The organism is Ligilactobacillus equi DSM 15833 = JCM 10991, from assembly GCF_001435735.1.
GTDB lineage: Bacteria > Bacillota > Bacilli > Lactobacillales > Lactobacillaceae > Ligilactobacillus > Ligilactobacillus equi.
Map to the genome: position 1 here is coordinate 1 of NZ_AZFH01000161.1, position 11,236 is coordinate 11,236.

Sequence of the window (11,236 nt, forward strand, 5' to 3'; positions counted from 1 at the left end):
TAAAGACTTCAAGTGGTGTTCGCCAGTTTAAACACTTGAGTGGCATCGTATTCATTATCCTGTTAATCCGCATTAGTTCCTCATCACTAACTTCTTCAATTGGACGTCCCTTGGGGATAAAGCGGTGTAAAGCGCGGTAAAGATCATTATGGTTTTTTTGTTCACGCAATGTTCAACTTAAATTATACAATCCGACCTTTTAAAATAATGTTCGTTTTTAATGTGAAAAAAGTATACCAAATCTAAGTATTATAATTAAATTTTCTTTGGTATAAAAAACGAACATTAATTAATAATAAAGAAGGTATTTACACTTTTTCCTGAATGTTGTATATTAAAAGTATGAAATTATTAGTTCTTTAATTCAATGTTTGGAAAAAGGAGTCTTATTGTGAACGCAATTAAATCTTATTTTTTTAATGTCAAAGACGAAGATGGGAACATTAATACCTTAAATACTTCGGTAAAGCGCGAACTTTTAGCGGGGTTCACCACTTTTATTTCTATGTGTTATATCCTCTTTGTTAACCCTACGGTTTTAGGGGCAGCGGGGATGGATAAAGGTGCGGTCTTTACGGCGACAGCGTTATCCTCGGCTTTTGGGTGTTTAATGATGGGGATTGTGGCTAAGTATCCCATTGCCACAGCCCCATCCTTAGGAATTAATGCCTTCTTTGCTTACTCTGTTTGTGTAGGGATGAAAATTCCTTGGCCAACAGCGCTAGCAGGGGCCTTCATCGCAGCCATTATCTTTATCATTATGTCCGCTACTTCTTTACGGGAAGCCATCATTAACGCTATTCCGCAAGATTTGAAGTATGCCATCTCGGCTGGGATTGGAATGTTTATTGCCTTTATCGGTTTACAAGGTGGAGGGTTGATTGTTAAAAATAGTTCAACCTTAGTTACTTTAGGAAGTTTTGCAGGACAAACTTGGATTACGGTGGTTGGTTTAATTGCTATTGCGATTCTAATGGTGCTCAATGTACCCGGGGCAATTTTTATTGGGATGGCGATTGCAACGGTTTTTGGAGTGGCGACTGGTCTGACTCCCATGCCATCTTCGGTGATCTCAGCTGCACCTAGCCTGAAACCAACTTTTGGGCAAGCGATTTTTCATGTGACTGATATTAATAGTTTTCAGTTAGTAATTGTTATTTTGACCTTTTTACTGGTGGCTTTCTTTGATACAGCGGGGACTTTAGTTGGTTTAACGACCCAAGCCGGTTTTATCGATAAAGATGGTCGAATTCCAAGAGTTGGGAAAGCTTTAATTTCTGACTCATCTGCCATGTTAGTCGGGACCGTGTTAGGGACTTCACCGGTAGGAACTTATGTGGAATCATCTGCCGGAATTGCCGTAGGGGGACGTTCCGGTTTAACGGCCGTGACGACTGGTTTGTTATTTATCTTTGGGATGTTCTTTTCCCCGCTTTTGGCTGTAGTTACGACCTATGTAACAGCACCAGCTTTGATTATTGTTGGGGTTTTAATGGCGGAAAACTTAGCCCGGGTTAACTGGGGTAAAATTGAAATCGCAATTCCAGCATTCTTAATTGTAGCTGGAATGCCTTTAACTTACTCGATTGCTGATGGCTTAGCCTTAGGGGTTATTATGTATCCAATTACGATGATTGCTGCTAAAAGGGGCAAAGAGGTTCCTATTTTAATGTACGTACTATTCTTTGTTTTTTTAGTATTCTTCTGGGTATTGAGTCGCGGCTAAATTAAAGGATAAGTTAATGAGAAAAACTCGCTTGCTGGCGAGTTTTTTCTTTTTGTTTGAAAAGGTGGCAATTTAAGGTTGCACCAAAGATATAATCAGTGCATAATAATGATAATGAAAAATGTTTTAAATTTAAATTAGGGGATGATTAAGATGTTTAGCCGAATTGGTCAGTTAATCTTCGATAATGAGGCTGTTGCACAAACCTCAGATTTCACCATGGGATTGGAAATTGAGATGCAACGGATTGATGAAGAAGGAAATTTTAGTAAGGAACCATATCCGGCTGGGATTGGTGATGAAAAAACGAACCCCTGGATTACTACTGATTATTTAGAAGTGATGACTGAAGTCGTAACCCCCTCAGCTGAGCATGCGATTGATGCCATGCACTACCTATATGGGATTAATACAGCTTTACGGGTGGCCTTGGCTCCGGGAGAAATGTTGTGGCCTCTATCAATGCCACCAGCCTTGCCCGCTGACAAATCACCGGAAAATTTAGCTAAGGAAAACCTAGTCTTTGCTAAAGCTGGTCCAGCTAAAGAAGCTTATTTAGTCGAGTGGGCAAAACGTCGTGGCTGGTCTCAAGGCACGCCATGTGGAGTACATATTAATTTGAGTATTAGTGAGCACATTATTAAATTAGTGCTTCAAAATTTTCCAGAACGCTTCCGAAATGAGACTGAAGTTCGCAATCACTTGTACACCGTAGTGGCGCAAGGTTTTGTTCGTTATCGTTGGTTTATCACGTATCTTTTTGGGGCCAGTCCCGTAGCAGAAGCTAATTACTTTGAAAAAGATAAGGAATTACCGCATGCAGTCCGTTCACTTCGCCAAAGTTCCCAAGGCTTTGGGACCAAGTTTTCTGGTGATTATTCTAGTGTTAAAGCTTATGTGGCACGGATTGAAGCGGGAGCAAAAGATGGAACACTGATTTCTGACTATGAATTCCATGGACCTGTCCGCCTTAAAGGAGGAAAGAATCTCCAAGATCTTAAGAAAAATGGAATTGATTACATTGAATTACGGATGCTGGATTTAGATCCTTCTAGCTCCGTTGGGGTACGGACTAGCACGCTACGTTTTATTCGTTTATTGGCGAGTTACTTTATCATGAATCCGGCTATCAAAGAAGACGAAGTCAACGCTATTATGTCGCGGGCAGATGAGATGAATAATGAGGTGGCGTTGGAAGCTCCAACTCAACCAACCCGCTACCAAAATAAAGCTCTAGCTTTCCTTCAGACCTTAGCAGCTTATGCTAATCGGATTCAATTGGGTCCGGAATATCAGGAGTTATTGGATGATTTAGAAGATCGGATTGAAAATCCGCGTACGACACCGGCGGCTAAGTTAATGAACTATGTCGAAGATGGTTCACTGCGAAAATATGCAGTGCGTAAGGCACGCCATTATCAAAACGCAGCTTTACAGACAATTTCGCCTTTCCAGGGGTTTGAAAGAGAAGAACCACTGACAGCGACGGAATTGCGGCAAGGGCTCTTTAAGGGGAACTGGTAAACAGAAAGGAATTTTTAAAATGAAAATTTTTATCGTTGGTGGGACTGGTCGTGTGGGCCAAAGCCTCGCTAAACAATTATTACAAGCAGGGCATGAAGTTATTGTGGGTTCGCGCCATGAAGTTGCTGAACTGGTAGCTTTAGGTATAAAGTTTAAAAAGTTAGATTTACATGCTTCGGTAGTGGAAATTGCTCAAGTAATTGGGCAGGTAGATGCTATCTACTTTACAGCGGGTTCGCGAGGAAAAGACTTACTTCAAAGTGATGCTTTTGGAGCGGTGAAAACGATGGAGGCAGCCAAACTAAATGGTATTAATCGTTACATTATGTTAAGTGCTCAAAAATCGCTTGAACCTGAATTTTGGGACCTTGAACCTTATGTTCATATTAAGGATTATTACACAGCTAAATTTTTTGCTGATAAGTACTTAATGGATAGTACAACGTTGAATTTTACAATTTTACAACCGGTGGCGTTAGTCGAAGAAAAGGGGACGGGACAATTTGCTAGTGGCGAAGTCATTAATAAGACAATCGCGATTGATGATGTGGCGTTAGCGCTCTTAGTAGCATTAGAGCAGCCTACTACTTTCAAAAAGGTGCTTCCAATTAGCAATGGTAATCAAAGTCTTTCGGAAATTTGGAACTAAAGAAAAAATCTCTCCACATTTTGTGGGGAGATTTTTCTTTTAGCGTTGTTTTTGAGCGACAATTGCGGCGCGGTTAATTAAGTCTTGGAAGAGGTTTTTAGAATCTTCGTAATGTTTGAAGGTGTTTTCGGGGTGCCATTGGACCGCTAAAATTTGGTCATTATCAATTGATTCAACGGCTTCAGGAACACCATCATCAGCTTTAGCAGTTACCTTTAAATCTGGAGCGATGTCGTTTAAAGCTTGGTGGTGACGGGAATTAACAAAAGTTCTTTCCCCGACTAATTTCACTAATCGGCTGTCTGGTTCAACACTAGCATGGTGACTTGGAAGGTTACCAGCAGCTGCTTGGGAGTGTTTAATCGTCGCGTCGGGGTTTTCAGATAAATCTTGGTATAAGGTTCCCCCTAAACTAACATTAATTAGTTGCATACCACGGCAAATCCCCATGATGGCTTTCCCTGCCTTGTAGGCTTGTTTAAGCAGTTCATCTTCGAAGAGGTCGCGCTTACGGTTAGTGGTGCCGAGTTGTTGGCGTGGTTCTTGACCATAGAAGGTAGGATCCACATCAGAACCCCCAGCAAAAATCACTCCATCAAAAAGTGGTAAATAATGCTTAACCAAGTCGGGGTTAACACTAGGTAAAATAACTGGCACCCCACCAGATTTAACTACGGCTTCGATAATAGGTTTAGGAGCGAAGGCCGCATTTCTTTCGTTAATAATATTGGTTGCTTCTGCTAAAGTGTCGGCAGGAATCGCAATTCTTGGTTTCATAATATTATCTCCTCCTAATCGTTTTATCATAAAACATGTGCCTGCTAATAAGTTACCATATTTCGGCTAAAAATGTAAAGAAAAATGCAAGTTGGTGATTATTGCTTGCCGAATAAAAGGGTTTCATGATAGAATTAAAATTAGAAAAGAATTAGAAAAAATTAGAGAGAACTGGCGGTGAAGTTGGTATGAGTCAAAAACAAAGAAAAATAAATCAAGCTTTGGGGCATAAGGCATTGAATATTTATCAAATTGAAAGTCGGCATTTACGTCAATCTTCAGAACTTATCACTTTTCAACCGCCAGAACAAGCAGCCTATGGTCATAAACCAGCTAAAATCTATGTTGAAGAGGAAAATTTATTGGCACGGATTTGGAAAATTGACTTTGAACGCAAAGTGGGTTGTATGAATTTTGCTAGTCCGATGGAACCGGGTGGGGGATTTTTAATGGGATATGACGGTCAAGAGGAGACAATTTGTCGTAATAGCTTCCTTTATCCAGAGTTAAAGAAGTTTAATCAAAGTTTCTATGAGTTAAATCGCAAGGTGCCCAATCAAGGTTATTTTAGTCCTAATGTGATTTATTCAAATCAAGTCAAGGTTTTGCGAGATCAAAGTGAAGGGAAAATCCTACCTTACCGACGTTTTATTGATTTTGCTAGCGTAAGTGCTCCCAACATCACTTATATGAAATTACGTCAACACCCGCTTGATTTTCGACGCATTCAAGCCGATTTACATGAAAAAATTTTGCGTACTATTCGTATGTTTAAAAATAATGAAGTAGAAATTTTAATTTTAGGAGCTTTTGGGTGTGGGGTCTCTCAAAATGACCCATATTTAGTCGCTCAAACCTTCAAGCAAGTTCTTGATCGTCCCGAATTTCTCGGCGTTTTTAAGGAAGTTTACTTTCCCATTTTAAATAATAAGAGTGCACTCAATATTTTTAATCGGGTATTGGTTACCCCAATAACTAAACAAGAAGCATAATAAGAAGATTTAAGTCGGATTTAAAATATCTGGCTTTTTTGCTTGCCAAAAGTTAGTGATAGGAGTATTATGACAATATGTCATATGACAACTTGTCACAAAAAGGAGGGGTCGCTATGCCCAAACAAACATTCTTCAACTTACCTGTTGAAAAGCAAACGCGGCTTTTGGAAGCAGCTCATCATGAGTTTAGTCGGCGTGGCTTTAACGAAGCTTCAATTAATCAGATTATTAAAGAAGCTGGGGTATCACGAGGTAGTTTTTACCAGTATTTTGAAGATAAGCATGATTTATATCAATATTTCGCCCGTAAACTGGGGGAAAATTTAGAGGCAGCTCAAAAAGCCATCTTGCCCCTCGCAGGCCAGGATTTATTTTCCTATTATCAAAAATCTTTTACTTTGATGTTAGAAGATTTTTATTTGGGGGAGAATCGGGAGTTTTATCGTACGATGATTGCGAATCGCGATTACCGTCTGTTATCTAAGGATGAGCACCACCAAAACATTGAGAAAAGGTTGCAGGAAGTCTATGATAGTTTGTCGGAAGAAAAGTATCGTTTTGAATCTTATGGCGACTTTAGACTTTTCAATATAATACTTGAGGGGGCGGTCTTTCGGATTATTGGTGGTAAACTCAGTCATGACGAAGTGACTGCTGAAAAAATTAGCCAAATTGAAGCACAAATCACAAAGGTGCTAACGTGGTTTCAAGATGGTGTGTTAAAAACAGAAAGGAAGTGACCAGCGTGCTACGCTTAGTAAAGAAAAATCTTGATTGGTGGGCGGTTTTAGGTTCTGTTGTCTTTATGGCTATCCAAGTTATCTGTGATTTAAGTTTGCCTAATTTAACTGCAGATATTATTAACAATGGGGTGGCTAAAGGTAATACCGATTATATTTGGCAAGTAGGTGCCAAGATGATGGGCCTGGCCTTGCTTGGTTTGGTAGCAGCTGTCGGTAATGTTTACTTTGCCTCCACCCAGGCGCAAAAGATGGGGATGCGTTTACGCAGTAAAATCTTTAAACATACAATGGCTTTGGGAAACAAAGAATTTGATGATTTAGGAGCTTCATCTTTGATTACGCGGACGACTAATGATGTCTTGCAAATCCAAAACGTAATTATTATGATGTTACGGATGATGATTCAAGCTCCTCTAATGTTGATTGGGGCTGGGATTATGGCTTATCAGAGCGAAAAGCAATTAACCTGGGTCTTTTTGGTGGCAATTCCGTTATTAGTGATTGCCATTGGAGGAATTATGGGTTCTGCCGTACCACTTTTCCAAAAGCTTCAAAAGCAAATTGATAAAATTAACCTGGTTTTTCGGGAAGGTTTGACAGGGGTGCGTGTCATTCGTGCCTTTCGTCAAGACCAATTTGAACAAGCTCGTTTTGAAGTCGCTAACAAAGATTATACCCAAACTGCGATTAAAGTCTTCTCGATTGTTTCTATTATGATGCCAATTATGACAATCATTATGAATGGGACTAATTTGGGAATTGTTTGGTTTGGGGCTAACTTGATTGGAGAGATGAACATGCAGGTCGGAGATTTAGTCTCTTTCATGACTTATGCTGCCATGTTACTTTTTTCCTTTATGATGCTATCCATGATTTTTGTTTTCCTTCCTCGGGCTCAAGCGGCTGCTGTACGGATTATCGAAGTTTTAGATACTAAAAATAAGGTGCAAGAAAAAGCTGATGCCCAAGTAGCTAAGCAAGATGTGGTGGCAAGTTTAGAATTTGACCATATTGATTTCCGCTATGAAGGTGCAGAAGAAAAGGCCCTAGAAGATGTAGATGTGAAATTAACCGCCGGCCAAACTCTAGCAATTATCGGGGGGACAGGTTCTGGGAAGTCTAGTTTGATTGCCTTGATTCCTCGGCTCTACGATGTTGAAGCTGGGGCCGTACGGGTCGATGGTCAAGACGTTCGTGATTTAACCAAAGTTAGCTTGCAAGATAAGGTTTCCTATGTTCAACAAAAAGCTGTGCTCTTTAAGGGAACTATTCGTTCTAACTTAGCTTTTGGAAAGGCTGATGCGACGGATGAAGAAATGTGGCGTGCGTTAGAAATTGCCCAAGCTAAGGATTTTGTTGCCGATTTGCCTGACGGCTTAGATGCAGTTGTTGAACAAGGTGGGGACAACTTCTCTGGGGGGCAAAAACAAAGACTAGCCATTGCGCGAGCTTTAATTAAGCCCGCTTCCATTTATGTCTTCGATGATTCTTTCTCAGCTTTGGACTTTAAGACCGATGCGGCCTTGCGGAAAGCTTTAAAAGCTGATCGCGATATCAGTCAAAGTGTGGTGGTTATTGTTGCACAAAGAGTGTCAACGGTGACGAATGCGGATCAAATTATTGTCTTAGATGATGGTAAAGTTGCCGGAGTGGGTACTCACCAAGAATTGCTAGCTGATAATGAAGTTTATCAAGAAATTGTTCACTCACAAATGAAGGAAGGTGAAGTTTAATGGGTCCAGGAAGAAATCACGGTCCAAAGCAAGGTGCGAAAAACTTTTGGGGGACGTTGGGGCGCTTAGCTAAGTTTATGGGGCCATGGAAATGGGGCTTTTTAATGGTACTTGCTTTCGCTGTTGGCGGAACGATTTTCCAAATTCGAGCACCTAAGATTTTAGGGGAAGCAACCACGGAAATTTACAAGGGAATTAAGACCGGATTTGTCGAAATGAAAATGGGTAAACATTTGACTTCTTATCCGATTGATTTTGATCGCATTAAGCAAATCCTCTTAATTGTGGCTGCTATGTATGTCGCTTCGGCCTTACTGACGTTCATGCAACAAATTATCATGGCCAATATCTCACAAAAGATTGTTTACAAATTACGTAAGCAAGTTAAAGAGAAGATGCAACGTTTGCCAATCAATTACTACGACACTCACCAAAACGGGGATATTATGTCACGAGCGGTCAATGATATGGATAACATTGCTGGAACCTTACAACAAAGTTTGGCACAATTAGTTACGTCATTGGTAACCTTTGTCGGGGTTTTCTTCATGATGTTATCCATCAGCTTGAAGTTAACTTTGATTGCTCTGATTACAATTCCTTTAGGGTTAATTGTAGTTGGAATTGTGGCACCACGTTCACAAAAATATTTTGCCGCCCAACAAAAGAGCCTAGGTTTGATGAACAATCACGTTGAAGAAAATTACGCCGGTCACACTGTCGTTAAGACCTTTAACCGCGAAGATGAAGCTATCCAAGTTTTTGAAGAAGAAAATACCCGCTACTACCAAAACTCCTGGAAGGCCCAGTTCATTTCTGGTTTAATTATGCCTTTGATGAACTTGGTCAAAAATATTGGTTATATCTTAGTTGCGATTGTTGGGGGAACCGGGGTGGCTAATGGTAGCTTAACTTTAGGGAACGTACAAGCCTTTTTACAATACGTGAACCAATTTACCCAACCAATTACTCAATTGGCTAACATTGCCAATACCATTCAATCCACTGTGGCTTCAGCTGAACGGATTTTTGAATTATTAGATGAAGAAGAAATGACTAAACCTCAAGCTGTTGCTAGTGTTCCAGCTGATGGTAAGAAAATTAGTTTCGAACATGTTCAATTCGGTTACACTGATGATAAGTTATTGATGACAGATTTTAATTTCGATGTGCAAGCTGGTCAAAAAGTCGCGATTGTCGGACCAACCGGTGCTGGGAAGACAACCTTAATTAATCTTTTGGAACGTTTCTATGATATCAAAGGTGGGGTTATCCGTCTTGATGGGCAAGATACCCGCGCCATGAGTCGCCAAGAACTACGTCGTCATTTCTCCATGGTATTACAAGATACCTGGTTATTTACGGGGACGATTTACGACAATCTTAAATATGGTCGTGAAGACGCAACGGAAGAAGAGATTATCGCAGCTGCGAAAGCCGCGCACGTAGACACTTTTGTTCGTCAATTACCTCATGGGTATGATACAGTTTTAAATGAAGATGCTTCCAATATTTCCCAGGGACAAAGACAGCTCTTGACGATTGCTCGAGCTTTCGTAGCTGACCCAGAAATCTTGATTTTGGATGAGGCTACCAGTTCAGTTGATACACGGACAGAAATTTTAATCCAGCAAGCTATGGAACGGCTCCTCAAGGACCGGACAAGTTTTGTAGTGGCGCACCGTTTATCTACGATTCGCGATGCAGATAAGATTATTGTCATGAATCAAGGAAGTATCATTGAAACTGGGAACCACGATAGCCTCATGGCAGCCGATGGTTTTTACGCGAACCTTTACAATAGTCAATTTGCCCAATAGGCACAAAGACACCCGCAAGAAATTTCTTGCGGGTGTCTTTTGGTCTAAATTGATGTCAGTTGCGCATTAGCGTAGCTTCTTGGCATCTTCATCAAGCTTGGCGAACCCGGATTGCGTCTTAGCTTGCGGGTGCTTTGCTCGTTCAGCCATAGCCTTCTTAGCTAAAGCTTTACGTTCTTCCTTGCTTAATCTGCTAGCCATTATTCTTCGCCTCTTTTGCAAATTCTATCAAAATGTAAAACTATTTTACGGTAATTATTGTAGTCTTCTTTTGGGTAAAATTCAAGGACCACGGGGCGGAAATCCATAGTTTTTAACCCATGGAGGGATAGCCCCTAACAAAAAAAGCCCTTACGGGCTTTTTTAGTTTTTCATCATAGCATTATATTTCTGGTCATTAATATATTTTTGCACTGTTTCTTTACTCATATTACCTAATGAACCTAAGTAATAACTAGAAGACCATAAATGTCCGCTCCAATACTGATGTTCTTTAATCTCTGGGTGTGCTTTTAGAAATATAAATGCACTTCTACCTTTTAGTGCCTTAATAACGTCAACTGCTGATTTCCTAGGTGGAAAAGAAATTAGCAGATGTACATGGTCAGGCATAACCTCCATATTTTCGATGGTTATTTCATTATCATCAGCTACTCGTTGAAGGATATCCTTCATTTCATTAGATAATTCATCAGTTACAAAAGTTTTGTTTCTGTATTTAGTACACCAAATAAGATGAAAGTGCAGATTATAAATGTATCTTTGAGTATAAATTGCATCCTTAATTCTAGTTTTTTTATCAGTCATTGCACAGAACTCTTTTCCTTTTATTTATACATGTTTATTTTTTATAATACCACTCATTGTGATATAATAAAAGCATAGAAAGTGAGGTGAAAATCGATGAAGAAAATGTGTGATTTAGCATATCATTACGGATTAAAAATGCGGATATATCCTAGTACTCAACAAAAGCAAATTATTAAAGTCAATTCTGATATTAGTAGAACTGTCTATAATAAGATGGTTGCGATTGACAAAGAATTATACCGACTAAAACAAGTTAAGTTATCTCTTGATACGGTTGTTGACCGTATTAGTGAGTTAGAAAGTCGTAAAAACGCTAGAAATATGGCTAACCATTACCAGTACATGCAAGATAAACGTGTTGATAGTGATATGATGGCGAATGCCATTAAAAATTATAAAAACGCCTGGAAACTATTTAGACAGGTACACAAAGTGGGTACACCTAACTTTCACAAAAAA

Annotated in this window: 11 protein-coding genes and 1 pseudogene; 8 read left to right on the forward strand and 4 right to left on the reverse strand. The window is 39.8% G+C overall.

The features are described 5' to 3' along the window. Nucleotides 1-136: pseudogene (locus FC36_RS12715) on the reverse strand (IS30 family transposase); the annotation flags it as partial. Nucleotides 137-391: 255 nt separating this feature from the next. On the opposite strand from FC36_RS12715, the gene FC36_RS08720 reads away from it, so the two are divergent. The 3 genes from FC36_RS08720 to FC36_RS08730 all read left to right on the forward strand — a co-directional run bounded on the left by FC36_RS08720 (nt 392) and on the right by FC36_RS08730 (nt 3,899). Then, on the forward strand, nt 392-1,726 hold the full coding sequence (locus FC36_RS08720; RefSeq protein ID WP_025020522.1) for an NCS2 family permease: 1,335 nt from the start codon (nt 392-394) through the stop codon (nt 1,724-1,726). Between the two features lie 153 nt (nt 1,727-1,879). Beyond that, on the forward strand, nt 1,880-3,250 hold the full coding sequence (locus FC36_RS08725; RefSeq protein ID WP_025020521.1) for a glutamate--cysteine ligase: 1,371 nt from the start codon (nt 1,880-1,882) through the stop codon (nt 3,248-3,250). A gap of 19 nt (nt 3,251-3,269) precedes the next feature. Then, nucleotides 3,270-3,899, forward strand: a complete 630-nt coding sequence (locus FC36_RS08730) for an NAD(P)H-binding protein (protein WP_056986849.1) — start codon at nt 3,270-3,272, stop codon at nt 3,897-3,899. A 39-nt stretch (nt 3,900-3,938) separates the two neighbouring features. On the opposite strand, the gene FC36_RS08735 is transcribed toward FC36_RS08730, so the two are convergent. Beyond that, nucleotides 3,939-4,676, reverse strand: a complete 738-nt coding sequence (locus tag FC36_RS08735) for a gamma-glutamyl-gamma-aminobutyrate hydrolase family protein (protein ID WP_025020520.1) — start codon at nt 4,674-4,676, stop codon at nt 3,939-3,941. A 188-nt stretch (nt 4,677-4,864) separates the two neighbouring features. On the opposite strand from FC36_RS08735, the gene FC36_RS08740 reads away from it, so the two are divergent. The 4 genes from FC36_RS08740 to FC36_RS08755 all read left to right on the forward strand — a co-directional run bounded on the left by FC36_RS08740 (nt 4,865) and on the right by FC36_RS08755 (nt 9,967). Then, complete coding sequence (locus tag FC36_RS08740) at nt 4,865-5,668, forward strand: TIGR02452 family protein (RefSeq protein ID WP_025020519.1); 804 nt, start codon at nt 4,865-4,867, stop codon at nt 5,666-5,668. 116 nt (nt 5,669-5,784) lie between these two features. Beyond that, nucleotides 5,785-6,411, forward strand: coding sequence for a TetR/AcrR family transcriptional regulator (locus FC36_RS08745; RefSeq protein WP_023859320.1), 627 nt, complete (start codon nt 5,785-5,787; stop codon nt 6,409-6,411). A gap of 5 nt (nt 6,412-6,416) precedes the next feature. Further along, nucleotides 6,417-8,147: an ABC transporter ATP-binding protein gene (locus FC36_RS08750; protein WP_025020518.1), complete on the forward strand. Its 1,731-nt coding sequence runs from the start codon at nt 6,417-6,419 to the stop codon at nt 8,145-8,147. Then, nucleotides 8,147-9,967: an ABC transporter ATP-binding protein gene (locus FC36_RS08755; RefSeq protein WP_025020517.1), complete on the forward strand. Its 1,821-nt coding sequence runs from the start codon at nt 8,147-8,149 to the stop codon at nt 9,965-9,967. Before FC36_RS08750 ends, FC36_RS08755 begins: the two co-directional genes overlap by 1 nt. Before the next feature lie 66 nt (nt 9,968-10,033). On the opposite strand, the gene FC36_RS12610 is transcribed toward FC36_RS08755, so the two are convergent. Both FC36_RS12610 and tnpA read right to left on the reverse strand, forming a co-directional pair. Next, entirely contained in the window at nt 10,034-10,168 is a 135-nt protein-coding gene (locus FC36_RS12610; RefSeq protein ID WP_263640280.1) for a hypothetical protein, read from the reverse strand. A 162-nt stretch (nt 10,169-10,330) separates the two neighbouring features. Then, on the reverse strand, nt 10,331-10,774 hold the full coding sequence (gene tnpA / locus FC36_RS08760) for an IS200/IS605 family transposase (RefSeq protein WP_025020516.1): 444 nt from the start codon (nt 10,772-10,774) through the stop codon (nt 10,331-10,333). 96 nt (nt 10,775-10,870) lie between these two features. Here tnpA and FC36_RS08765 point away from each other — a divergent pair. Next, the coding region (locus tag FC36_RS08765; RefSeq protein ID WP_082614605.1) for a helix-turn-helix domain-containing protein at nt 10,871-11,236 on the forward strand (366 nt) is incomplete at its 3' end.